Raw genomic sequence first — 22,488 nt, 5'->3', positions numbered from 1 at the left:
TATATCGTATTTCAATGCTTGTACCACTATGTTATAATAGTTTAGGATGTGATAACTATGGAAATTAACTTTATAAACAATAGCCAGGAGACGTCGTGGCGTGCTTATAAGCAATATTTAAAACCTCTCTTAAGTAAAACATTAGAGGTGGTTGAACATGATGAGAATGTCATTGTGAATGTGGTACTTGTTGATGATGAGACGATTCACCAGTACAATAGAGATTTTCGTGATGTTGATAGACCTACAGATGTATTAAGTTTTGTAGATGGAGATGTTGATGAAGGACAATTACTAATGGGAGATATCATCATTAGTGTGGATGCCTTACGTCGACAAGCTAAGGACTATGGGCATACTTTGAAACGAGAGTTTTGTTTCTTGGTGGTTCATGGTTATTTACATTTATTGGGTTATGACCATCACAGTGAAGCAGAAGAAAAAGAAATGTTTGGTTTACAACACGAAATACTGAAAGAGATAGCACCAAAACATGGTTAGACGATTTCTAGAAAAATTCCAAGCAGCTTTCTCAGGAATTAAAGCAGGAATACTATATGATCGAAGTATCTTAATCCAAGTTCTTATGGCAATAGGATCTGTTGGTTTCTTTGTTTGGTTAAAAATAGATAGTAATGAGTGGTTGTTTGTGATTAGTGCTATATTTGTAGTGCTAATTACTGAGTTTCTAAATTCTGCAATTGAAGATCTCTGTGACTTAATGATTCGTAGACATAATTTCCAAGTTAAACGTATTAAGGATATTGCCGCTGCAGCTGTTCTCTTGGCAGCGTTCTATGCAATAACAATCGCAATAATTATCGTTGCAAGGAGGGTGTTATGAAAGAAACACTAATTAAAAAAGCAAATGAAGCAATGAAGAATGCTTATGCACCGTATTCAAACTATCATGTAGGAGCATGCCTACTTACTAGTGATAATGAGTATTTCATTGGAGCAAACATTGAGAATGCGTCCTTTGGAGCTACAAACTGTGGAGAACGTTCCGCAATCTTTGCAGCATATTCTCATGGATATCGCTCAGGTGATATTCAAGGAATTGCGATAGTAACAGATGGTGATATCTTAGCTGGTCCATGTGGCATTTGCAGACAAGTACTCTCTGAGCTTTTAGAAGAAGAGACACCTATTTATTTATCAAATGGTAAAGAAGAAATGACAACTAATATTAAGAACCTTCTACCAATGATGTTTGGAAAGAAGGATGTGTTATAGTGGGATTTAAATCAGGATTTATTTCAATTGTTGGTCGTCCGAATGCAGGGAAATCAACACTTATTAATCAAATCGTTAAACAAAAAATCGCAATTGTGTCACCAAAGGCACAAACGACAAGAGATGCAATTATAGGTGTATTAACTGAAGAAGAGTATCAACTCATTTACATCGATACACCAGGTATTCATAAACCTAAGCACGAATTAGGTAGTAGAATGAATCAAGCATCATACTCTCATTTTAAGGGAGTGGATTTAATTTATTACATTATTGACGGTACTGAAGCTTTTGGTAAAGGTGATCAATTTGTTCTTGAACGAATCAGAAGCACTAAATTACCAGTGTTCCTTCTTATCAATAAAGTAGATGCTATGACAAAAGATGAACTTATCGAAAAAATCGCATTCTATGATGATGGAACCTTTAAAGAAATCATTCCAATATCTGCACTTACAAATGATAATGTTGATCGTTTGATTCAAGTAAGTTTAGAGTATATGGAAGAAGGGGTCATGTACTATCCTAAAGATCAGGTTAGTGCGTATCCAGAACAATTTATTTATGCAGAAATTATTAGAGAGAAAATTCTTGAATTAACAGAGGAAGAAATTCCTCACTCTGTAGCGATTGCGATTGAGAGAATTGTTAAAAAGAAAGATACGACGATAATTGATGCAGTCATCCTAGTCGATAGAGATTCCCAAAAAGGAATGGTTATTGGGAAACAAGGTAGAATGATTAAAGCAATCGGAGAAAAAGCTCGTGAAGAGCTTGAAACAATAATCGGCGGCAAAGTGTTCTTGGAAACCTATGTACGGGTTGAAAAGAATTGGCGAAATCGTGCGAAGATGTTAAATCAATTGGGCTATGTTGAGACAGAATACGAATCATAGTGAATGTGGTTATGTTCTTTCAATAACGCCTTATCGAGAAACCGATGGCATGGTACAGTTTCTGGGAGAAACATCAGGACTTATACGTCTTGTCTTGCCAGCTTATTACAAGCCAAAATCGAAACAGGGTAATTTAGGTTTAGAATTTACGTATGTAAGATACCGTTTTAATTCGCAAGAGAACCGTCTTAACCGTATTATTGGGGGAGATATTCTTAACAACTACAAAGAACTTCGCAGTAATATGTCGTGGCTATTAGATATGTCATTGATTCGAGAAGTTCTCGTACGAACATACTCTGGTGAGAATGAGAAATGGGTTTATGACGCATTTCATAAATTCATGCAAGAGTCAGATTCACGGTATCAACTTGTGTTGTTCTTAGTTAACACTATTGAAAGACATGGATTTAATCCTGATGTATCGGGTTGTGTAGTTTGTGGTTCACCTTTAATCAATGAATTCTCAGTGAGACAGGGTGGATTTCTCTGTAATCGACACAGTCATCGTCAAGATTCTAAATACTTGCTCATGATGATGAAAGGTTTGTTTAGCAAATCTGATGTATCAAAATATGCAGCAGAAGGAAAAATTGATGCTGTAGTGGAACGTCTATTACAGTATATTGAGTTTTATTTTGATATTCGTTTAAAAACGTGGGAATTAATAAAAGAGATAGGAGAATATGAAGTATGAGTGAGAAAAGATTTGATTTTGAGACCATTGTGAATCACGTTCGCATTAGTGGTTTTGTATACCAAGGTAGTGAAATCTATGGTGGTTTAGCGAACACATGGGATTTTGGTCCTTTAGGTGTCGAATTAAAGGAAAATGTTAAACGTATATGGTGGGAATCATTCGTTTCAAGAAACCCATACAACGTTGGGATTCAATCAGCAATATTAATGAATCCTTCCGTTTGGAAAGCAAGTGGACACTTAGATACATTTAACGATCCGTTGATGGATTGCCGTAAATGTAATACACGTCACCGTGCTGATAAATTAATTGAAGAGTTTAGTGGTGGCAGTGTTAATGCTGCAGTTATGACGCTAAAAGAGATGGAAGATTATATTAAAGAAAATAATGTTCCTTGTCCAAATTGTGGTGCTCATGATTTTACTTCAATTCGTCAATTTAACTTAATGTTTAAAACATTCCAAGGTGTTCTTGAAGATAATGCAAATGCAATTTATCTACGTCCTGAAACAGCTCAAGGTATGTTTGTGAACTTCAGAAACGTTCAACGTACAATGCGCAAGAAGTTACCATTTGGTATTGGACAAATTGGTAAATCATTTAGAAATGAAATTACTCCAGGACAATTTATCTTTAGAACTCGTGAATTCGAGCAAATGGAATTAGAATTCTTTGTAAAACCAGGAGAAGATCTAAAATGGTATAGCTATTGGCAAGAATTCTGTATGAATTGGCTTGTTGATTTAGGAATTAATCGTGAAAACTTACAAATGCGTGAGCATGAAGCCGAAGAGTTGTCACACTACTCAGTAGCTACCTCAGATATTGAATACCGTTATCCATGGGGATTTGATGAATTATGGGGTATTGCAGACCGTACAGATTATGACCTTAAAAAACACCAAGAACATTCAAAAGTAAGCATGGAATACCATGATCCAGAAACAAATGAGAAATACATTCCTTATACTGTTGAACCAGCATTGGGTGTAGAACGTTTAATGCTTGCACTAATTTGTGAAGCGTATGATGAAGAAACTTTAGAAAATGATGAAAAACGTATCGTTATGCGATTCTCACCAAAGGTTGCTCCAATACAAGTTGCATTCTTACCACTTTCTAAGAAATTAAGTGAAAAGGCAATGGAAGTAATGGCTCAATTCACATCAGAATTCGTATGTGATTTTGATGAGACACAAGGAATTGGTAAACGTTACCGTCGTCAAGATGCAATTGGAACACCATTCTGTGTAACAATAGATTTTGATACACTTGAAGATGATTCAATCACAGTTCGTTATCGCGATACAATGGAACAAAAACGTGTAACAATTGAAGAAGCAAAAGAACTATTACGTAAAGAAATTTTAGGGTGATGTGATGAGGCGAATGCCTGAAGATGTAATTAATGATGTAAGGTCTAAGGTTGATATTGTTGATACAATATCACAGTATATGACCTTAACTCGTAAGGGCAAAAATTATTTAGGTATTTGCCCTTTTCACGATGACCACGACCCATCAATGTCTGTTTCTCCTGATCGTCAGATTTATAAGTGCTTTGTTTGTGGAGCAGGAGGTAACGTATTCTCATTCATTCAAAACTTTGAGAAGATTGGCTTTATTGATGCAGTAATCAAAGCAGCAAGTACGGTTAATATCGATTTAAGTGAATATGAATCTACACAGACTCGGCCTGTTGATACGCATACCCAACGTCTTTTAGAGGCGATGGCAGAGGCTGAACAGTTCACTTCTTATCAATTATTTTCTCGTGATGGTAAAGAGGCTTTGGATAAACTTGAAGGTCGGGGATATTCTCAAGATCTTATTCGTCAGTTCAGGCTAGGAGTTGCAGGTGGTAACAATCAGCTTGCGAACTATCTCCTTGCAAAGGGATTTACTCAAGAAGAACTCATTGAGGCAGACTTAGTAAGGATGTCCGATGATGGTATACGGGACGTATTCTACAATCGAATCATGTTTCCAATTATGAATCCTTTTGGAAAAGTTATTGCCTTTAGTGCTAGAGCATTAAGTGATAGTAACTCGGTGAAGTATATCAATACTTCTGAGACGCCTATTTATACCAAAGGTCGTACCCTTTATAACTTTCACATCGCTAAGGACCAAGCACGCAGTATGGAGTTTGTAGTCGTTTGTGAAGGTGTTACTGATGTTATCGCAATGACCAAAGCAGGTATGCCTAATACTGTTGCTACATTAGGGGTCGCATGTACTGATGAGCAGATACGTCTACTCAAACAATGCAGTTCCAATGTCGTCTTAGCCTATGATGGTGATAGAGCAGGTATAGAAGCTACATACGCCATTGGGAAGCGATTAAAAGAGAGTCAGTGCAATGTATCAGTATGGTATAATGATAGTGGTTTAGATCCCGATGACGCAGTTCGAAAATTAGGTGGAGATACTGTTAAACAAGGTATTGAAGACAGAATTCACTGGTTAGACTTCATAATTAGCTATGCAGTAGGCAATTATGGAACTGAAAGCTTTGAAAAGAATAAACGTGTTGCTGAGTTTGTAATTGATCATCTAAAAACAGAAGATGAATTAACACAAAGTTATTATTTGAAACGTGTTGCTGACGTAACCAAACTCGATATGGCAGTATTAAATACTGTGCTATCGAAACAAACAGAAAGACGTCAGATGCCTGTTTCAACTAAAACGATTGTAGAAATTCCAAAAAGGCATGATGTATCAATTCCAGAACAAGCAATATTGAAACAAATGCTTAATTCCAAAGAAGCGGCATATGTATTCCGTGACCAACTTGGATTCTTAATATCCGATTTGGCAACAAATTTAGCGCTTGTAATTTTAGATGTTTATCGCACTGAAAATTCAATACAATTCGCAGATATTTTATCACTTGATATTCACGATTCTATGAGACAATTAGTCATTGAAATTGATCTGAGTGATATTGCGGGCGAATACGATAAAGACAGTTTAAGTGAAAACATTGAAATTGTAAGAAGAGAGCTTGTCCGAATGGGGATATTAAGTTTAAAAAACGAAGGTAGTCATCAACAACAACTTGATGAAAAAATACGCTTGTTGAATGAAGCAATTCAACAAAAAAGAAACACACTTAAGTAGGAGGTATGTGTATGGCACGCAAAAATCTTAAGACATTTGATGAGGTAAAGGAAAGTTTACTCAAACAATTTGAAAAGAAAGGTCATTTACTTAATGACGAAATAGAAAAAGCTATTAGTCACCTTAATTTATCTGATGAAGAAAACGATGAGTTATTTCAATGGATTAGTGACAATGATATTAAATTAAAAGATTCAGATGATGAAGAAGATATTTCAGAAGAAGAATTACTAGTATCTGATGATGACGATGATTTCATTGATGATGAAATTGAAGAAGTTGACCCTGATGCACCATTTGATGATTCAATGAATAAAGTTGACTTAAGTTCGTATGAAAATGAGCTTACAAGTGCAAACTTAGTTCGTATTAACGATCCAGTTAAGATGTATCTAAAAGAAATTGGTCGTGTTAACTTACTTGATGCTAAGGACGAACCTGAAATTGCTCGTCGTCTTCAAGAGGGTGAGGAAGCTCGTCAATTGATGCATAAAATGTATCGTGATACATTCTACCCAGATATTGAAGATGAGGACTTTGAGGAATTCTTAGAAACAATTCGTATTGAAGACTTATTTGATGAACTGAAGGAACACTATGCTGATGATGAGTCATCAATGTCATATATTGATAACTGTGTTACAACATATTTTGATGGTATGGAGGCACGTCGTATCTTAATCTCAGCAAACTTACGTCTGGTAGTTTCAATCGCTAAAAAATATGTAGGTCGTGGAATGCTATTCCTTGATCTTATTCAAGAAGGAAATATGGGTTTAATTAAAGCTGTTGAGAAATTTGATTATACGAAAGGGTTTAAGTTTTCAACCTACGCAACATGGTGGATTCGTCAAGCTATTACTCGTGCAATCGCTGACCAAGCTCGTACAATCCGTATTCCAGTTCACATGGTTGAAACAATTAATAAATTAACTCGTATTCAACGATCATTAGTACAAACATTAGGACGTGAACCAACAGCGGAAGAAATTGCAGCTGAAATGGAAAATATGACTCCTGAAAAAGTACGTGAGATTCAAAAAATCGCATTAGATCCAGTTTCATTAGAAACACCTATTGGTGAAGAGGATGACTCTCACTTAGGGGACTTCATTGAAGATAAAGAGGCATTATCACCAGATGATTATGCAAACAACCAACTTCTAAAAGAAGAAATCAATATGGTTTTAGAAGGTCTTACTGAACGTGAAGAAAAGGTACTTCGTCTTCGTTTTGGTCTTGAAGATGGACGTACACGTACACTAGAAGAAGTAGGAAAAGAATTCAATGTAACGCGTGAGAGAATTCGACAAATTGAAGCTAAAGCTCTTAGAAAGCTTAAACATCCAACACGTTCCAAACGATTGAGAGATTTTGTAGACAAACGATGAAATTATCCAACCGTCTTGAAACGCTGTTCGACTTAATTCCCGATGGATGTCGCCTTGTTGACGTAGGAACCGATCACGGTTTACTCGTTGTTAAAGCGATTCTTGAAGGGAAAGCTGAATATGCTTATGCATTAGATATTGCTTCAAGTCCACTTGAGCAAGCTCGTCAAAATGTTAATAAATATGAAATTAGTGATAAGGTCTCTTTAGAATTAAGAGATGGTTTACAAGGGTTTGAAGGTGATGCTAATTGTTATGTGCTCGCAGGTATGGGTGCAGAAACAATCTGGATGATATTGGAAGACTATGACTTTAACGATAGTGACATTATTATTATTCAAGCAAATACCAAGTTACCATGGCTACGCGAATCACTAGCCGAAGGTGGCTTTGAAATTATTGATGAACGTTACTTATTAGATCGAAATATTCCAACATTTATGATGAAAGTCATAAAAAGTCAAGACACCATCGAACTAAGCGACTACGATAAATGGATTGGACCGATACTTAAAGACAGTCAAGATGAAGATTATCTTACATATCTCAACAATCGTTATCGACATTTAAGAGAAATTAAACACTTTGATGATATTTTATTAGAAGAATATAATGTTATTCAAGGAATTATTTTATAAGAAAGGAGATTATTCATGAATCATTTAAACCAAGAACTATTTAGAAAAAATCACTTTAAACAATTAACTTCAGTGCAAGAAAAAGTTCTTAAAGAAATACCAAAAAAACGTGATTTAATAGTGCGTTCTCAAACTGGAACGGGTAAGACTCATGCCTTTCTATTTGCGATTAATGAATTATTAGATGTTGAAAGCCAACAAACACAAGCGATTATTATCGCACCAACACGTGAACTTGCAATGCAAATCTATGACTTTGCAAAGGTTATGCAAGAGATCAACAATCAAATCGATATTACTTTAGCTATTGGAGGTATGGAGAATTCCAAACTTAAACCTAAACTAGCGAAACAACCACACATTGTTATTTCTACTCCAGGAAAGTTTATAGACATCCTGGGGTGGAATACCTTGCGTCTTGACACTGTCAAAGCAGTAGTCATTGATGAGACTGATATGATGCTAGACTATGGATTCATTGATGAAGTAGATACCATTGCATCACGTATTCAAGATCATGCAATTTTTATGCTTTACAGTGCAACGATTCCTCAAGGTCTTCGTAGTTTTGTAAAGAAATACTTACACAATCCAATTGAGATTTTCTCAGAAGAGGAAGTCCTAAAACCAAGAATTACACATATTCTTGTCAATCAGAGACATCGTGATATGAATGAATCGGTATTGGATGTACTAACTGCAATTAATCCGCTTCTTGCAATTGTATTTGCGAATACAAAGACACAAGCAAAGGAAATTGCAGAGTATCTTCGTGATTACGGTATTGATTGTGTTGAAATCCATGGTGACGTAAGTGACCGTGGACGTAAACAAGTAGTTAGTCGTATTCATAGTAAGAAAATCCGCTATATCGTCGCAACTGACTTAGCTGCACGTGGTATTGATTTACCTGAAATTAGTCATGTGATCAATGCCGGCATGCCAGGTCATGATCTTGATTTCTATACCCATAGAACAGGACGTACAGGACGTAGTGGGCGTGAAGGATATGCAATTAGTATCGTTGGCGACAAAGATCAATCAGCTGTAAATAAACTACTCAAAACAGGAATTCAATTCCAATTTAAGCGTGTTAAAGATGGTGTTCTTGAAGATGCTAGACCATTCTATGCCGTACAAAAGAGAACTAAGAAACTTGATCCGGAAGTAGTTCAAGTATTAAACCGTAAAAATCAAAAAGTTAAACCAGGATACAAGAAAAAGAGAAAACAAGAAATCGAATCAATGATGCAACGTAAACGTCGTGATATGATTCGTGCAGAAATTAGAGATCAAAAGAAAGCTCGTGCTAAAGCGCGCCAACAAGCTAAAGAAGAGTGGTAATTGAGTAAAGGAGAGTCTTATGCAACGTCGAAATACAAAAGACAAAGTTAATGACTATAGTGGCAGTAGTGAACACTTAAAAAAAGACATTAATCTAAATAAGATAATCAATATTCGTCTAAAATTATTTATTGCGCTTCTTGTAGTGGTAGCTGGTGTATTAGTATGGCGTCTTTATACGATTCAAATTATTGAAGCAGATCACTATCAAACACTCTATGAACAGAATCAAACACCACCAATTCGTCGTCAAACGATGCGTGGAGAAATGTATGATAGAAATATGGAGAGTTTGGTTACCAATACACCGAAGATGTCCATTACATATTCACCCGTTGGCAGTTTGAAAGAAAAAGAACAATTAGAACTTGCAATGAAAGTATCAGAACATTTTGATATTAAACCGAATCAAGAAGGTAGTGCCAAAGAAAAACTTTCTAATGATGATTTAAAGGTGATTTGGTTAAGAATCAACGATAAAGAGAAACGCAATCTTGTTAGTGATGAAGAATACAAACAAGTATCAAACAATACAAGTGAGTACGAGAAACTCTTAAAATCAAGAATTACTGATGAAATGCTTGATGAAATTACTGAAGATCAAAGAGCAGCTTATTTTGTCTTGTTTAAAATGCAAAACATTCTTCTTGGAGCACCGGCAGTAATAAAGGAAGGTGTGTCCATAGAGGAAGTAACCTATCTAACAGAACATTTAGGAGAGTTTCCTGGATTTGATTATATCGTTGAGTATGATCGAGAAGTCACTAATGAGGTTGATTTGCAGTATCTGTTTGGGTCTGTTGGGGATATTCGCGCAGAAAAACTCGATTATTTCTTAGGTATGGGTTATAAAACAAGTGATAAGGTTGGTAGCTTCGGTCTTGAGTACCAATATGAATCATTTTTATCAGGAATTGATAGTAAATATGAAGTGAATGCTGGTAACAAACCTAATAAAATTGATTCAGGTCAAAAAGGTTATGACTTGAAATTATCAATTGATGTAGAATTACAAAAGCTTGTAGAAGAAACACTTATTAGTCACATAGAAAAAGTTAGACAAAATCCAAAACGTTACATGTCTAAAGAAGCACATATGGTAATTTCTGATCCCAATACAGGTGATATCTTAGCTATAGCGGCTATGAAACGTAAAGATGACGGAACTTACTATAACGATGTTCAGAGTGTTTTACTATCTACCGGAGTTTATCCAGTAGGTTCAGTCGTAAAACCTGCAACGGTATATATGTCGCTTGACCAAGGTGTTATTGGTGAATATGATAAGATTTTAGATGAGCCAATGTATATTCAGTCTTCACCAGTTAGAACATCGTGGAGATCTGGAATTGGTTATGTTGATGCACGTAGTGCTTTACAATATTCCAGTAATATTTATATGTATCAGATGGCAATAAAACTAGGTGGTGCAAAATATATACCGAATGGACCATTACGATTTGAAAATGCTGATGAAACGTTTAAACTTATGCGTCAATATTACAGTCAATTCGGGCTTGGAAATATTACGGGGATTGATTATCCACGAGAAGAGGTAGGAGATAAAGGGCCTACCAATGAATCTGGTAAGCTTTTAGACTTTGCGATTGGACAGTTTGATAGTTATAATGCACTTGAGCTTAATCAATATGTAAGCACCATAGCAAATGGTGGTACACGCTTAAAACCAAGACTTGTAACTGAGGTATTAGAACATGATACAAAAAACACCTATTATGAAAATGAAATCACACCTATCAATACACTTACGAATCAACATGCCTTAAAGGTCATTCAAGAAGGTATGAGAATTTATATAACTTCTGGACAAGGGTATGGACGTCCTAATGCACCATTTAATCCTGCCGGTAAATCAGGAACTGCTCAAATGTATCACACAGATTATTCTAAATCAGAAAAAGGTGAGACTTTGTATGTAAGAAATAGTACCTATATCGCTTATGCACCGTTTGAATCTCCTGAGATTGCTGTAAGTTGTATTGCTCCTGCAGCAATGCTTGACTCTGAAGGCCAAGGTGTAAGTAATATGTGTGGTAATGCTACTGCAGACGTTATGGAACATTACTTCAAAGATAAATATTAAAATATATAGGCATTCATATAAAATTATGATATAATAGCTACGCAATAGCGATTGGAGGGTAATTATGAGAACTCAAGCTATCTTAAAATGCACAGAATGTGGTGAAGAAAACTACTACGCATCACGTAATAAAAAAGTTCAATTAGAGCGCATGGAAGTAAAAAAATACTGTCCACGTGATCGTAAACACACACTGCATAAAGAGAAAAAATAAGTCGAATATCGACTTTTTTTCTATTACTTATGATAAAAGTAAAACAATTAGAAATGGGATATGTACAAACGAATACATATCTACTAGAAATTGATAATAAAGTTGTGATTATTGATCCTTGTGCAGATCCACACAATGATATATCAAGAATTGAAGCTCAATTACATGATAAAGATGTATTAGCAATACTATTAACACATGGACATTTTGATCATATTTCTGGAGTAGATGCAGTTGCTAAGAAATATCAATGTCCTGTATATATGTACCATGAAGAATTACATTACTTAAAGAACGCTAATGTGAATCTATCAAATCAAACACCTGAGCCATTTATTGTTGAAGCAGATGCAATAGGTATTGATTGTGAACCTTTAGATATTGGTCCTTTTGAATTTGATGTAATAAAAACAGCAGGACATACAAGTGGTTCTATCTCTTATATCATTGGAAATGATATATTTGATGGAGACTTTATATTTAACCAATCAATTGGAAGAACAGACTTACCAAGTGGTAGTATGCAAACTATGAATCAATCACTCAAAGAATTTATTGATGAATTTGGTGATAAAGATATAACGTTATATCCAGGGCATGGTAACATCACAACACTGAACAATGAACTAAAAATCAATCCGTTTATTAAGAATCTAGTTTAAAATCTAGGTTCTTTTTTTATTGTCCTCTATTTAATAGTATGAAAGATATTATTGTGGTTTTTAATGGAATGCTTAGAGATGCAATTGAATTAAAAATTAGTGACATACACTTTGAGATAAACAAGGAAAGGTCGGAGATAGTTTTTAGAAGTCATAAAGTGTTTATTAAAAAGTATACTAATCTTGATGTTGAAGCCATTTATAAGCATTTAAAGTTTATCGCACACTTTGATTTAACGTCCATTCAAGCTCAAACAGGTACATTTACTTGGATTGTTAATGAAAAGGAATACTATTTAAGGTTTGCAGCTATGGAATCTTATGAGCACAAGACAGGAGTCATTAGGATTCTGAATATTCATGAGGTCTTATCCATAGATGATATTATCTCATGCTCAAAAGTGAGTCAGAATATATTGTCACTCTTAAAAAATGAAGCAGGTATTGTTCTGTTTGTAGGGAAGACAGGATCAGGGAAATCGACAAGCTTATTTCATTGCCTAAATGCATTGGAGCATCGACATGTTTACACAATTGAAAATCCTATTGAACGATATCATCGTAAGTGGATACAGATTGAATCAAAGCAAATAGAAGGTACTCTTACACAACTACTACGCCATGATCCAGATATTATTATGATTGGTGAAATTCGTACTAAATCAGAAATTGAAGTCTTGATACGTGCTGGATTGAGTGGCCATTTTGTTGTGTCAACTATGCATGCTGGTTCAATTAAACAGAGTCTTAGACGTATGCAAGACTTGGGTGTCAGTTTATATGATATTGAAGAAATCGTCTGTGGTGTAGTCTTTCAGAGCTTAATACGAAAAGATACAGGGGAGGTTATCGTTGACTATGAAATTGCTCAAAGAAGGGACATTCAAAAAATCATTAAAGACTTATCGAATAAGACAACACTTTGATCTAATTCTTCTATACGTAAAGATGAAGTTATCGATTGATCAGATTAATGATAAGTTGCATTGTGAGTATGGGTCAATTGACCAATTGTTTTGTGATATCTATCCTGAAATATTAAAAAGTGCTAATGATGCAAGTGTCATTGTAAAACCAGTACATGAAGAAAACAAACTACTTTTAGAGATTCTGAGTATGTTAATTAAACCTCTAGTTTATCCTCTAATCGTATTGTTGTTTTGTGTGCTGTTAATGGCTTACTTTGTTTTTGGTTTAAGTCATATGATTCAAGGAATGTTGGCTGACTTTTCGGTAGATTTATCACAATTGACAATGATTAAATTAATGTTTAGCGCAGTTATTGGAATCGTAGTAATTCTTATTATTGTACTTCTATTATTGCTTATTCTATACCGTAAACAAAAAGTGTGGATATGGATTTTAGCAAGCAAGTGGAGTAAAGTTTTTCGAATAGTGAATACAATTCGATTTATTAACGTAAGTATCAATATGTTTGAAATCACGAATGACACACGATACGCCTTACTTGAAATTAAAAACATCTTTAATCAATCTATTCTCTCATGGCTAACTTATCATATTCATAGCAAGTTAGAAGTAGGCTTCTTCTTGTATGAATCGTTTGACAGTCATACTTTTGATGAAACCTTATCCATGATGCTCTTACAATGTCAATTTGAAGATAAAGTTATGGAGGTTTTTCGAGATTACAAAGAACACAGTAAGGAAGTCATCAGAAAAGAGATTCAAACAGGGAGTCGAATAATAATGCTACTGGCGTATATTGCTGTTGCACTGACTCTTTATGGCTTCTATACTGCATTAATGATTCCAATGAAAATAATGGAGGTATTATGAAAAAAGGATTCACATTAATTGAAATGGTTTTGGTTATGGCCGTGATTGTTGTGTTGTTTCTATTAACAATGCCTAATATTCAAAGTACAATGTCTGTAATCAATAATAAAGGATGCGATGCACAGTTAAAAATAGTTGATTCAGCAATACTTCAATGGCAACTAAAGAATGATAGTGTTCCTACTTCAATCCAACAACTTGTATCTGATTCATTTATTACGGAAAGGCAATCGTTTTGCAGCGACGGTACGGCAATCAAGGTGATAAATGGGCAAGCATCACGATAAAGGATTTACACTCATAGAGTTACTGATTGTAGTATCAACCATAACTTTACTACAAAGTATTTTCCCTATGAATTTGCTTATGTTTCATAAATCTTCACCTAACGATATTGTTCATAAGCAAATTGAGGCCATGTATTTTGATAAAAGAGTTAAGCTTACAGAAGATATTACATTCAATCGAAATGGAAACGTAAATCATGCACAGAGTTTTCACTATAACGGTCGACACTGTGTAATCCAACTAGGATATGGAAGATATCGCTGTGAGTAAAGGATTTCTACTAATTGAACTACTTCTTTCAATGATGGTAATGGTGGTGATTGTATTCTTAGTCGAAAAAATAGTTCAGATGCTTTTACACTTCTAGAAACACTTGTTGCCTTATTACTTGTGACTAGTTTATTGTTGTTATCAAACAGTCTTTTAAAGGTAATGCTTAATACTCAGGTGCCTACGATCAGTCAAGAAGAACTCTTTAAGGTTCAACTGTTACAGAGTTTATCTCGTGCTAGTAATATCATGTATGAAGACAATGAAATATCCTACAACTACAACAATGACGTCTTCGTTATTAAACAACACAAATCACGAATCATACGAGAACCAGGATATGAAATTCTACTTGAAGGTGTATTAAGCTTTACTGCTAATACTAATTTTGTAAGAGTGTGTGCTAAGGATGGTTGCTTTGAAATCGAGTAAGGGATTTATTCTTCCGAGTACATTGGTGTTGTTATTGTTCTTTGTATCATGGTTTACAAATGTATGTTTATCGGTCCAAAAACATCTACTGATGGATCATTACTTAAATGTCGTTCGATTGCGCATTCAAGCTGAAACGCAACTTTTCTCGAAGATAAGAGACAGTGATGAAATAGAATTTTATCATTATTATGAGGGAATTCGCTTAAATGCAGTCGTTTATGATACAATTCTAATAATAAAAGCGTCAGGAATTATGGAATATTACCGTGAATATGATATAATTACAGACGGAAGTTTTGTTATTAGATAACGGAGGATGTAATATGATTTCATCAAATGATTTAAGATCAGGTATGTCAATCTTACATGAGGGAAACTTATATGTAGTTATTGATACATCACATAATAAAACAGCTCAACGTCAAATGATTATTAAAGCTAAAGTTCGTAATATGCGTTCTGGTTCAGTAACTGAGTTAACCTTTATCGGTGGAGATAAGATTGAACCAGCACATATCGAAAAACGACCAATGCAATACCTTTACGATTCAGGAGACTTTATTGTCTTCATGGATGGTGAAACATACGAACAAATTGAAATTGAAAAATCACGCTTAGAGTGGGAATTAAATTTCATGAAGGAAAACTCAGATGTTACTGTCACAACATTTGAAAACGAAGTATTAGGTGTTAGCTTACCTGAAAAAATTGCACTAACAGTTACTCAAGCTGAACCAGCAGTTAAAGGTGATACAGCAACTAATGCACAAAAGAATGCAGTTGTAGAAACTGGATACGAAATCCGTGTGCCTTTATTCATTAGTGAAGGTGAAGTAGTGATGGTTAATACTACAGACGGAAAATATTCTGGACGCGCTTAAAACACAGGAAACTGTGTTTTTTTCTAGACTTACAACGTAATTCTGTCTATAATGTATATGTACTTCAGGGCAGGGTGAAATTCCCGACCGGCGGTAAACCCGCGAGCCTTCGGGTTGAACTGGTGAAACTCCAGTGGCGACAGTAAAGTCTGGATGAAAGAAGTCTTTTTTTCATGTTATTTGCCTTGAGTATTACTTTTTTCTAATAGGAGGCAAAACGATGGAAAAAATGAGTACTCGACATATGACACAGGTATCAATACTAGTAGCGATATCTGCCATATTTTATTATTTTGAATTACCATTACCTGGTGTTCCACTAAAGATGGATTTTAGTGATTTACCAGTACTAATTGGTGGCTATATGATGGGGCCAGTATACGGTATCCTCATAGCATTATTAAAGAATGTTATTCACGTTATAGCTATTTCAAATAATTCAAACTTAGCAGGAGAGTTAGCAAACTTTAGTTTCGCAGTATTAATGATGATTCCTGTATTACTTGCAAAAGGCAAACCAATTGTAAAGAAAATTGCCTTGTCAGCTATCGGACTACTAATAACAGTAGGGTTGATGCACTTAATAAACTATTACGTAACTTTCCCATTATATGGAATGGATAAGAGCACAGCAATGTCACAATTGATAGCAATCTTCTTACCATTCAACATTTTTAAAGGAGTAATTCTTTTAGTAATAATGACAATAATGGAACGTTATCTGGATAAAATTAATTAGAACTTAAAGATTTATGGTGAATAGCCATAAATCTTTTACGTTAAAATACCAATCGCACTAAAGTTTTGTTATAATATTGATAGTCTGGACATTTATGTTCGATATTATATCTATTAATTTAAAGGAGTGTTGTTTGATGAAATCTCGTGTACAAAAAAATCGTGACTTACACCAAAAATTATCCAATTCAATTGAGAGTGATGTTGAGTCTAGAGAACTTTCACAATTTGCTAATCGCTTGAATCAGATTGATGATCAATTTAAGAAGATGAATCTGCCTGAGGGAGAGGAACACAAGCCTCAACGTGCACGTCATAATAACATTGAAGAGGAACTTTTAGTGAAGGATAAGCCAGTTCAACAACCGGTTACTTTTGATACATTTGAAAGTACGTATCTAAAAGACTTCTTAGATGAGGTTAAGGAATATAATGTTAAGAAAGGGTATCGTGATGATGAGGATACACAATCTAATATTATGTCTAAAATTACAGGACGTCCTACAATTAGAAAAGCGGCAGATGATCCGATTCAAGCTGTTCTTAACGAGATTGATTCGGACTTAGCTGTATCAGAAGATCAAGAAATGGAATCAACACGTATCTTTTCCGTGGATACACTAATGGAGGACGAGACGGTTACTCCTTCAGAAAATGCAGATTTAGATCAAACAATAGCTCTAGCAGTTCAAGAGATGGTTATGGACGAAGAAGAAACAGCAAGTCCTTCCGAACCTGCATATGAAGAGGAAATGGTTGAAGATGTACCTATGACTCTAGAAAGTTATTTGGATGAAGTTCCAGAAGATTTCAGTGACATAGAAGATATTGATGAAGAATTAATTGTTGATGAAGAGTTAGACCTGGATTTAGATGATAATTTTGATATTGATTCTTTAGATGTTGATGCTCTAACAAATGATGCGTTCCATAGAGAACTCATCGAACAAACACAGACATTACAACACCGTATCGTGGATCAAGAAAAACACATTGAAGATATGAGTGATACAATTGTAAGAACAAATAGAATGTTAAATGCGGTTTTAGCAATTCTACTTCTTGCAATCTTCGTGGTTATTGTATTAATTGCAGTACAATTTAGTAAGATTATTTAAAAAATATTGAGGTGAGATAGTGATAAATATAGCAATTGATGGACCTAGTGCGTCCGGTAAAAGTACCATCGCTAAACGTTTAGCGAAAGCATTAAATTATACACACATCGATACAGGAGCAATGTATCGTGCTGTAGCATTAAAATGTATCTTAGAACATGTTGACTTAGAAGATGAAGCTGCGTGTTTAGAAGTTGCTCAAAAGAGTGAAATAAGTTTAAAAACTGATGGATCTATCTTCTTAGATGGGGATGATGTTTCTCGTTTAATTCGCTCTGATGAAGTTTCCCAAGGTGCATCAAAAGTATCAAAATTTGCCTCAATTCGTGAAATCTTAGTAGGAATGCAACGTAAAATAGCAAGTAAAAAAGGATTTGTTTTAGATGGACGAGATATTACATCAGTAGTCCTTCCTGATGCTGAAGTAAAAATCTACCAAACAGCTGATGTTGGAGTTCGTGCCCAACGTCGTTATGAAGAGTTGTTAAAAGCAGGACATGAAGTTAGTTTTGATTCCTTATATGATGAGTTAGTCGAAAGAGACTATCGTGATATGAATAGGGAATCATCGCCTCTCATTAAAGTAGAAGATGCTTTAGAGATTGATACAACTCATTTATCAATTGATGAAGTAGTCTCCTTAATAATGGAGTATATAGAGAGTAGGAATTTAAATGATTGATGGCGTAGTAGCAATAGTAGGTCGCCCCAATGTAGGTAAATCATCGTTATTCAATAGAATTATGGGAGAAAGACTTTCCATTGTTCATGAAGAAGCAGGTGTAACCCGTGATCGTCTTTACGGTAAAGTTACCTGGCTTACAAAAAATTTAAGATTTATTGATACAGGTGGTATTCAAATTGAAGACCAGCCTTTTGATGAAGAAATTGCAATGCAAGTTGAAATTGCAATAGATGAAGCGGATGTTATTCTTTTTGTAGTAAGTGCAATGGAAGGAATCACCAATGATGATCATCATATTGCGAGATTATTACGTGAAACAGAAAAGCCTGTAATCATTGCTGTAAATAAAGTTGATGATGTTCAATTCCAAGCTGATATTTATGAGTTCTATGCTTTAGGTTATGATGACCCTATTGCAGTAAGTAGCCTTCATGGTATCGGTGTAGGGGACCTTTTAGATAGTGTTATTAGTAAACTACCTGATAATAAAACAACCCTCTATACTGATGAGTTAAAGTTCTCAATTATCGGTCGTCCTAATGTTGGTAAAAGTTCATTAGTAAACTCACTTCTTGGTCAAGAACGAGTTATTGTATCGAATATAGAAGGTACTACCCGTGATGCTGTTGATACTCCGTTCCGTTATCATGATCGTGATTTTGTGGTAATTGATACTGCTGGTATTCGTAAGCGTGGAAAAGTTTATGAGGATGTTGAGAAATATTCTGTTTTACGTGCTATGACAGCAATTGAGCGTAGTGATGTTGTTTTATTTGTGCTTGATGGTGAACAAGGTATTCGTGCACAAGATAAACACGTTGTAGGCTTTGCTCATGAAGCAGGGAAACCAGTTATTATCGTTTATAACAAGTGGGATACAGTCGATAAAGAAGAAACAATGATGGAAGATGTTCGTAAGAAAATTGAAGCGGAATTTGTCTATCTAAGTTATGCACCAATCGCATTTGTTTCTGCACTGACAAAGAAACGTGTTCATACATTGATTCCAATGATAGAAGAAGCTTATGAAAACAGTCAACGTCGTATTAGTACTAGTGTATTGAATGAAGTTATTCATGATGCGATTCGTATGTCTCCGCCACCATCACACCATGGTAAAAGGGCTAAAATACTATACGCATCTCAGGTTTCTGTAGCACCACCTACATTTGTAATATTTGTAAATGATCCTGATCTTGTACACTTCTCATACAGAAGATATATTGAGAATTCATTGCGTCGTGCATTTAATTTTGAAGGAACACCAATCCATATTATTGTTCGAAAGCGAGGAGAATCATGAAAATAGGTATTTTAGGTTCTGGTAGCTGGGGTACAGCTTTAGGGAATGTACTTGCAGATAATGGTCACGAAGTATTAATCTGGGGAAGAAAACTTGATGAAGTCGTTGATATTCATCTACACGGTTACAATGAAGCATACTTTCCAGGAGTAAAGCTTAATGATGATCTTGATGCAACCACAGATTTAGAGAGACTAAATGATGCTGATGTGATGTTACTAGCAGTGCCTACAGGTGCTGTTGAAGAAGTATCCAAGCAATTAAATGATATATTAGAAAAACCGACACTTATTATTAATGTAGCTAAAGGATTTCATCCAGTAACTCATGAATTATTAATGGATGTCATTAAGAATTCAGTTGATCAGAGTAAACGAAGTGCTGTTGTAAGTCTCATAGGACCGTCTCACGCAGAAGAAGTTGTTGAGAGAGGTCTTACAGTAATTAATGCTGTTTCTGATGATGAAGAAGCTGCCGTTATTGTCCAAAATTTATTCTCAAATAATTATTTTAGAGTATATACCAACACAGACACTATCGGTGCTCAGATTGGTGTTGCTATAAAAAACATCATTGCTGTAGCAAGTGGTGTTCTGTCAGGACTAGGATTAGGAGATAATGCTAAAGCGGCTCTTATGACTCGTGGGCTTGCAGAGATGACACGTTATGGTGTTGCACATGGTGGCCAAGCTGAAACATTCTTAGGACTTTGTGGTGTTGGTGATTTAATTGTTACCTGTACAAGTCCACATTCAAGAAACTTCCAAGCAGGATACTCAATTGGAAAAAACAACTCTGCTAAACACTTTTTTGACAATAACACAAAAACTGTTGAAGGAGTCTTTGCAGCAAAAGTTGTTCATGAAGTAGCAAAAGAGAAAAATATCTCAATGCCAATCACTGAACAAGTATATCTAGTTGTCTATGAAGGTAAATCGCCATCAGAAGCAATCAGTGATCTTATGGAACGTGATTTAAAAGCAGAAAATAATTCATTTTAAAAACGATAGTATCATTCTATCGTTTTTCTTTTTTAATATTCTTAACATCTAATTCTAACTGTAAGTTGATTCACAAACTTATCACTACAAAATCTCATAATACTGCGAAACAAAGCCTTAATAGCTTGTTTTTTACAGTCTTAAGTGTTATTATTTGAATATGAATGGAGGTTTCAATATGAGTGAAACATACAACAAAAAATTAATCGGGGAAGCAATTGCAACTAAATTAGATATTAGCAAAAAACAAGCAAATGAATTTGTGGAAGCTTTCTTAGAAGAAGTTAAATCAGTTCTTGAAGATAAAGGAACAGTTGACTTAGCAGGATTCGGAAAATTTGAAGTTCGTGAGCGTGCAGCCCGTGATGGTTTCAATCCTCAAACAAAAGAAAAAATCCGTATTGCAGCTTCACACAGCGTAGGATTCAAACCTGCAAAAGCTCTTAAAGACGCTGTTAAATAAGAAACGTTTTACATTATAAGGAGCCTAGCTCCTTTTTTTAAAAGAGAAGGGGGAACACTTATGCCATTTCGATATTCATTATTTAATATGACAGGTATTGGTTTTGTAATTATAGCTGGAATTATCTCTTTAGCAGCACAACTCTTTGTGCAATCAACATATAGTAAGTATAGGAATGTTCGTACTTCAGCTGGATTAACTGGTGCTGATGTTGCACGAAATATCTTACAACAGAATGGTATTTTCGATGTTCAAGTTATTCGATCAAATAGAGGCACACTGAGTGACCATTATGATCCGACACGTAAAGTTGTAGCCTTATCACCAGATGTCTACGATGGAACCTCTATCGCATCTGTATCAATTGCAGCGCATGAGGTAGGACATGCTATCCAACATGCGACAGGTTATGTCTTTATTGCAGTACGAAATAAAGTATTGCCACTTGCAATCGTAGGTAGTAATGTAGGTGCTTTTGCATTTATGTTAGGTCTTGCTGGTGGAGCGTTAGGCTTTCTGATGGACGTTGGGATTATTGCAATCTCTGTCGTTGCATTATTTCAGCTCATTACACTTCCAGTGGAATTCGATGCTTCTGCTAGAGCATTAAAAATAATTGGTTCTAACGGTATGTTGAACCAAAATGAGTTATCAGGTTCAAAGAAGATGCTAACAGCTGCTGCCTTGACTTATGTTGCTTCATTAGTCAGTGTATTGGCAACACTTGCTCGTTATATCGCAATCCGTGATAGTCGAAGAGATTAATACTTTAATTTATAATTATTATCTAAGAAGGAAGAATATTTTTCTTCTTTTTTATTGTGAAATAAGGCGTTCTGGTCTATTCAACATGTGAAAATATTTCCGTATTCTAAAGATATTCTTTCATTACGCATTGTTTGTGATTAATTTACTTACTAATTTTAATAACAGTCATTTCATTATTAGTTCTTTAATTTTGAAATATTATTTTCAATGTACAAACTTTGGTATTAAAAATATCCACTAAATAGGGGAAATTTAAACAATGTATTTTTTTCTTTGAAAGATAATTACTTGTATATCATCGTAATTTTGAAAAAAATGGATGTCAAGTATATATTTTTTTACAATCTTTTTAATGGAATTTACCGTTTTGCATTGTGTGTTATTGTGTGATATGTTTGTCGAGACATAAGATATTATTAAACCATTT

General features: G+C 34.8%; 27 protein-coding genes and 1 riboswitch. All 27 genes read left to right on the top strand.

Going from position 1 to position 22,488, the window contains the following annotated elements; translation table 11 throughout:
* Positions 1-57 precede the first annotated feature (57 nt).
* The 27 genes from ybeY (at position 58) to G7059_RS07115 (ending at position 22,058) form a co-directional block, all read left to right on the top strand.
* Positions 58-501, top strand: a complete 444-nt coding sequence (gene ybeY / locus G7059_RS07245) for an rRNA maturation RNase YbeY (RefSeq protein WP_166081422.1) — start codon at positions 58-60, stop codon at positions 499-501.
* On the top strand, positions 494-844 hold the full coding sequence (locus G7059_RS07240) for a diacylglycerol kinase (RefSeq protein ID WP_166081421.1): 351 nt from the start codon (positions 494-496) through the stop codon (positions 842-844). Before ybeY ends, G7059_RS07240 begins: the two co-directional genes overlap by 8 nt.
* The gene (cdd, locus tag G7059_RS07235; protein ID WP_166081420.1) at positions 841-1,236 is read left to right on the top strand and encodes a cytidine deaminase; all 396 of its coding nucleotides are present in this window, start codon (positions 841-843) and stop codon (positions 1,234-1,236) included. The genes G7059_RS07240 and cdd overlap by 4 nt, the downstream gene beginning before the upstream one ends.
* Positions 1,236-2,132 carry a GTPase Era gene (era, locus tag G7059_RS07230; protein ID WP_166081419.1) on the top strand — a complete coding sequence of 299 codons (897 nt, stop codon included), beginning with the start codon at positions 1,236-1,238 and terminating at the stop codon, positions 2,130-2,132. Before cdd ends, era begins: the two co-directional genes overlap by 1 nt.
* Positions 2,107-2,829 carry a DNA repair protein RecO gene (recO, locus tag G7059_RS07225; RefSeq protein WP_166081418.1) on the top strand — a complete coding sequence of 241 codons (723 nt, stop codon included), beginning with the start codon at positions 2,107-2,109 and terminating at the stop codon, positions 2,827-2,829. The genes era and recO overlap by 26 nt, the downstream gene beginning before the upstream one ends.
* On the top strand, positions 2,826-4,208 hold the full coding sequence (locus tag G7059_RS07220) for a glycine--tRNA ligase (RefSeq protein WP_166081417.1): 1,383 nt from the start codon (positions 2,826-2,828) through the stop codon (positions 4,206-4,208). Before recO ends, G7059_RS07220 begins: the two co-directional genes overlap by 4 nt.
* Before the next feature lie 13 nt (positions 4,209-4,221).
* A complete protein-coding gene (gene dnaG / locus G7059_RS07215) occupies positions 4,222-5,958 on the top strand; it encodes a DNA primase (RefSeq protein ID WP_240920467.1) in 1,737 nt (578 codons plus the stop codon).
* An 11-nt stretch (positions 5,959-5,969) separates the two neighbouring features.
* A complete protein-coding gene (gene rpoD, locus G7059_RS07210) occupies positions 5,970-7,349 on the top strand; it encodes an RNA polymerase sigma factor RpoD (protein WP_166081415.1) in 1,380 nt (459 codons plus the stop codon).
* Positions 7,346-7,987: a class I SAM-dependent methyltransferase gene (locus G7059_RS07205; RefSeq protein WP_166081413.1), complete on the top strand. Its 642-nt coding sequence runs from the start codon at positions 7,346-7,348 to the stop codon at positions 7,985-7,987. Before rpoD ends, G7059_RS07205 begins: the two co-directional genes overlap by 4 nt.
* Before the next feature lie 15 nt (positions 7,988-8,002).
* Positions 8,003-9,331: a DEAD/DEAH box helicase gene (locus tag G7059_RS07200; protein WP_166081412.1), complete on the top strand. Its 1,329-nt coding sequence runs from the start codon at positions 8,003-8,005 to the stop codon at positions 9,329-9,331.
* A gap of 19 nt (positions 9,332-9,350) precedes the next feature.
* Entirely contained in the window at positions 9,351-11,435 is a 2,085-nt protein-coding gene (locus G7059_RS07195) for a penicillin-binding protein 2 (RefSeq protein ID WP_166081411.1), read from the top strand.
* A 64-nt stretch (positions 11,436-11,499) separates the two neighbouring features.
* Positions 11,500-11,649 (top strand): 50S ribosomal protein L33, encoded by a 150-nt coding sequence (gene rpmG / locus G7059_RS07190; protein ID WP_166081410.1) that lies wholly within the window; start codon positions 11,500-11,502, stop codon positions 11,647-11,649.
* A gap of 29 nt (positions 11,650-11,678) precedes the next feature.
* A complete protein-coding gene (locus tag G7059_RS07185) occupies positions 11,679-12,311 on the top strand; it encodes an MBL fold metallo-hydrolase (RefSeq protein WP_240920466.1) in 633 nt (210 codons plus the stop codon).
* A 38-nt stretch (positions 12,312-12,349) separates the two neighbouring features.
* The gene (locus G7059_RS07180; protein ID WP_166081409.1) at positions 12,350-13,237 is read left to right on the top strand and encodes an ATPase, T2SS/T4P/T4SS family; all 888 of its coding nucleotides are present in this window, start codon (positions 12,350-12,352) and stop codon (positions 13,235-13,237) included.
* Positions 13,170-14,111, top strand: coding sequence for a hypothetical protein (locus G7059_RS07175; protein WP_166081408.1), 942 nt, complete (start codon positions 13,170-13,172; stop codon positions 14,109-14,111). Before G7059_RS07180 ends, G7059_RS07175 begins: the two co-directional genes overlap by 68 nt.
* On the top strand, positions 14,108-14,398 hold the full coding sequence (gene comGC / locus G7059_RS07170) for a competence type IV pilus major pilin ComGC (protein WP_166081407.1): 291 nt from the start codon (positions 14,108-14,110) through the stop codon (positions 14,396-14,398). The genes G7059_RS07175 and comGC overlap by 4 nt, the downstream gene beginning before the upstream one ends.
* On the top strand, positions 14,379-14,669 hold the full coding sequence (locus G7059_RS10685; RefSeq protein ID WP_166081406.1) for a prepilin-type N-terminal cleavage/methylation domain-containing protein: 291 nt from the start codon (positions 14,379-14,381) through the stop codon (positions 14,667-14,669). Before comGC ends, G7059_RS10685 begins: the two co-directional genes overlap by 20 nt.
* Positions 14,670-14,831: 162 nt before the next feature.
* A complete protein-coding gene (locus G7059_RS07160) occupies positions 14,832-15,101 on the top strand; it encodes a hypothetical protein (RefSeq protein WP_205700194.1) in 270 nt (89 codons plus the stop codon).
* Positions 15,088-15,414, top strand: a complete 327-nt coding sequence (locus tag G7059_RS07155) for a hypothetical protein (RefSeq protein ID WP_166081404.1) — start codon at positions 15,088-15,090, stop codon at positions 15,412-15,414. Before G7059_RS07160 ends, G7059_RS07155 begins: the two co-directional genes overlap by 14 nt.
* Positions 15,415-15,427: 13 nt before the next feature.
* The gene (efp, locus tag G7059_RS07150; protein ID WP_166081403.1) at positions 15,428-15,985 is read left to right on the top strand and encodes an elongation factor P; all 558 of its coding nucleotides are present in this window, start codon (positions 15,428-15,430) and stop codon (positions 15,983-15,985) included.
* Between the two features lie 56 nt (positions 15,986-16,041).
* A riboswitch (FMN riboswitch) is annotated at positions 16,042-16,154 on the top strand.
* Positions 16,155-16,205: 51 nt separating this feature from the next.
* Positions 16,206-16,724, top strand: coding sequence for an ECF transporter S component (locus G7059_RS07145; protein ID WP_166081402.1), 519 nt, complete (start codon positions 16,206-16,208; stop codon positions 16,722-16,724).
* A gap of 136 nt (positions 16,725-16,860) precedes the next feature.
* On the top strand, positions 16,861-17,841 hold the full coding sequence (locus G7059_RS07140) for a hypothetical protein (protein WP_166081401.1): 981 nt from the start codon (positions 16,861-16,863) through the stop codon (positions 17,839-17,841).
* A gap of 19 nt (positions 17,842-17,860) precedes the next feature.
* Positions 17,861-18,523, top strand: coding sequence for a (d)CMP kinase (cmk, locus tag G7059_RS07135; RefSeq protein WP_166081400.1), 663 nt, complete (start codon positions 17,861-17,863; stop codon positions 18,521-18,523).
* The gene (der, locus tag G7059_RS07130; protein WP_166081398.1) at positions 18,516-19,829 is read left to right on the top strand and encodes a ribosome biogenesis GTPase Der; all 1,314 of its coding nucleotides are present in this window, start codon (positions 18,516-18,518) and stop codon (positions 19,827-19,829) included. The genes cmk and der overlap by 8 nt, the downstream gene beginning before the upstream one ends.
* Entirely contained in the window at positions 19,826-20,830 is a 1,005-nt protein-coding gene (locus G7059_RS07125) for an NAD(P)H-dependent glycerol-3-phosphate dehydrogenase (protein WP_166081397.1), read from the top strand. The genes der and G7059_RS07125 overlap by 4 nt, the downstream gene beginning before the upstream one ends.
* A gap of 178 nt (positions 20,831-21,008) precedes the next feature.
* The gene (locus G7059_RS07120; protein ID WP_166081396.1) at positions 21,009-21,293 is read left to right on the top strand and encodes an HU family DNA-binding protein; all 285 of its coding nucleotides are present in this window, start codon (positions 21,009-21,011) and stop codon (positions 21,291-21,293) included.
* Between the two features lie 60 nt (positions 21,294-21,353).
* Positions 21,354-22,058, top strand: coding sequence for a zinc metallopeptidase (locus G7059_RS07115; RefSeq protein ID WP_240920464.1), 705 nt, complete (start codon positions 21,354-21,356; stop codon positions 22,056-22,058).
* Positions 22,059-22,488 lie beyond the last annotated feature (430 nt).

The organism is Erysipelothrix sp. HDW6A, from assembly GCF_011400295.1.
Classification (GTDB): Bacteria; Bacillota_I; Bacilli_A; order Erysipelotrichales; family Erysipelotrichaceae; genus Erysipelothrix.
The sequence above is the reverse complement of the archived record's forward strand: the minus strand, read 5'-3'. Positions and strand labels throughout refer to the sequence as shown.

Excerpts from the sequence above, each read along its gene's own strand:
- G7059_RS07175 (WP_166081408.1), top strand. The coding sequence starts at position 13,170 with ATGAAATTGCTCAAAGAAGGGACATTCAAAAAATCATTAAAGACTTAT.
- G7059_RS07115 (WP_240920464.1), top strand. The coding sequence starts at position 21,354 with ATGCCATTTCGATATTCATTATTTAATATGACAGGTATTGGTTTTGTA.
- G7059_RS07180 (WP_166081409.1), top strand. The coding sequence starts at position 12,350 with ATGAAAGATATTATTGTGGTTTTTAATGGAATGCTTAGAGATGCAATT.
- cdd (WP_166081420.1), top strand. The coding sequence starts at position 841 with ATGAAAGAAACACTAATTAAAAAAGCAAATGAAGCAATGAAGAATGCT.
- G7059_RS07200 (WP_166081412.1), top strand. The coding sequence starts at position 8,003 with ATGAATCATTTAAACCAAGAACTATTTAGAAAAAATCACTTTAAACAA.
- G7059_RS07125 (WP_166081397.1), top strand. The coding sequence starts at position 19,826 with ATGAAAATAGGTATTTTAGGTTCTGGTAGCTGGGGTACAGCTTTAGGG.
- G7059_RS07120 (WP_166081396.1), top strand. The coding sequence starts at position 21,009 with ATGAGTGAAACATACAACAAAAAATTAATCGGGGAAGCAATTGCAACT.
- rpoD (WP_166081415.1), top strand. The coding sequence starts at position 5,970 with ATGGCACGCAAAAATCTTAAGACATTTGATGAGGTAAAGGAAAGTTTA.
- rpmG (WP_166081410.1), top strand. The coding sequence starts at position 11,500 with ATGAGAACTCAAGCTATCTTAAAATGCACAGAATGTGGTGAAGAAAAC.
- G7059_RS07205 (WP_166081413.1), top strand. The coding sequence starts at position 7,346 with ATGAAATTATCCAACCGTCTTGAAACGCTGTTCGACTTAATTCCCGAT.
- recO (WP_166081418.1), top strand. The coding sequence starts at position 2,107 with ATGTTGAGACAGAATACGAATCATAGTGAATGTGGTTATGTTCTTTCA.
- G7059_RS07185 (WP_240920466.1), top strand. The coding sequence starts at position 11,679 with ATGATAAAAGTAAAACAATTAGAAATGGGATATGTACAAACGAATACA.
- dnaG (WP_240920467.1), top strand. The coding sequence starts at position 4,222 with ATGCCTGAAGATGTAATTAATGATGTAAGGTCTAAGGTTGATATTGTT.
- G7059_RS07195 (WP_166081411.1), top strand. The coding sequence starts at position 9,351 with ATGCAACGTCGAAATACAAAAGACAAAGTTAATGACTATAGTGGCAGT.
- ybeY (WP_166081422.1), top strand. The coding sequence starts at position 58 with ATGGAAATTAACTTTATAAACAATAGCCAGGAGACGTCGTGGCGTGCT.
- comGC (WP_166081407.1), top strand. The coding sequence starts at position 14,108 with ATGAAAAAAGGATTCACATTAATTGAAATGGTTTTGGTTATGGCCGTG.
- G7059_RS07145 (WP_166081402.1), top strand. The coding sequence starts at position 16,206 with ATGGAAAAAATGAGTACTCGACATATGACACAGGTATCAATACTAGTA.
- G7059_RS10685 (WP_166081406.1), top strand. The coding sequence starts at position 14,379 with ATGGGCAAGCATCACGATAAAGGATTTACACTCATAGAGTTACTGATT.
- der (WP_166081398.1), top strand. The coding sequence starts at position 18,516 with ATGATTGATGGCGTAGTAGCAATAGTAGGTCGCCCCAATGTAGGTAAA.
- efp (WP_166081403.1), top strand. The coding sequence starts at position 15,428 with ATGATTTCATCAAATGATTTAAGATCAGGTATGTCAATCTTACATGAG.
- G7059_RS07240 (WP_166081421.1), top strand. The coding sequence starts at position 494 with ATGGTTAGACGATTTCTAGAAAAATTCCAAGCAGCTTTCTCAGGAATT.
- G7059_RS07220 (WP_166081417.1), top strand. The coding sequence starts at position 2,826 with ATGAGTGAGAAAAGATTTGATTTTGAGACCATTGTGAATCACGTTCGC.
- G7059_RS07140 (WP_166081401.1), top strand. The coding sequence starts at position 16,861 with ATGAAATCTCGTGTACAAAAAAATCGTGACTTACACCAAAAATTATCC.
- G7059_RS07160 (WP_205700194.1), top strand. The coding sequence starts at position 14,832 with ATGCTTAATACTCAGGTGCCTACGATCAGTCAAGAAGAACTCTTTAAG.